The organism is Methanospirillum lacunae, from assembly GCF_003173355.1.
Taxonomy (GTDB): domain Archaea; phylum Halobacteriota; class Methanomicrobia; order Methanomicrobiales; family Methanospirillaceae; genus Methanospirillum; species Methanospirillum lacunae.
In genome coordinates this window covers 1-1,076 of the sequence record NZ_QGMY01000023.1, presented here as the reverse complement: position 1 = coordinate 1,076, position 1,076 = coordinate 1, and the positions used below count along the sequence as shown (strand labels likewise).

The 1,076-nt window shown below is 45.4% G+C and carries 1 protein-coding gene; it reads left to right on the top strand.

Annotated features, from left to right (window positions below):
* A partial coding sequence (locus tag DK846_RS17305) for a DUF2341 domain-containing protein (RefSeq protein ID WP_146201269.1) occupies positions 1-1,076 on the top strand: 1,076 nt, incomplete at both ends.

Here is a 1,076-nt window from a genome sequence, read left to right as displayed (position 1 = left end):
GTTGCATCATTTTTAGCATCACCTTCAAGTGGACTTGCACCACTTACCGTTCAATTCAATGACACATCTTCAGGGAGTAATTCTGACTGGCAGTGGAATTTTGGAGATCTATCGCAGAACATTACAACCCAGAATGCCACTCATACCTTTACGTCACCAGGTACGTATTCGGTAATTCTGACCGTAAATAACAGTGTCGGAAAATCCAGTTCAACCTCACAGATCCAGGTGCTTCAACCTCCATCATTTAAATCAGGATGGAGTTACCGGAAACTACATACAATAACAGGGTCTCCAGATATGGATCTTCCCAACTATCCTGTTCGTCTGCTAGTATACCGTGATGGAACAACCTTGCAGTCAGGTCCGGTTATTCAGGCAGGAACTAATGTGAAGGCTGACTTTAGTGACCTTCGTTTTACCGATGTCAGCGGAACCGATCTCTCATACTGGATAGAATCAGTAAATTCAACTGCTGCTGCAGTCTGGGTAAAATTGCCAACCCTGCCAAAAGGGGGTGCCCAGTTGTATGTGTACTATGGCAACTCAACAGCCAGTTCAGTATCGAGCGGAGGTTCAGTATTTACCCTCTTTGATGATTTTAATTCAGTCAATTCTAACTGGACACAGAGTGGGGGTGTAGCAACAGCAAACTCAGTAGTAACACTCAGTTCGAGTGGGTTACTCATCAGCACACAGACATTCAACATCAATAATGCTACGGGAATGAAAGGGACGATTTCTTCATCAGTATATAATATAGCAGGGTTTGTGAAACCGGATGATGGATCCGGAACTATGTTTTATGGGGCGTATCCAACCGGAGGGGTGATTAACGCTGTAACCCGTAATCCATCTCCACCAAGTTCTGTCAGTCTTGGTGCTTTGGCTGGAACACACATCTATGAAGTTTCGAGGAAGGGAACCGATTCGGCCCAATTCTCCGTTGATGGGGTTGGATCTGCCACGTTATCACAAAACATCCCGACATCCGCAAATTCAGTAATTCTATTCGCTCAAGCAGGGACCATGACCGCTGACTGGGTCTATGTTCGCCCAGCAACTCAGAATGAACC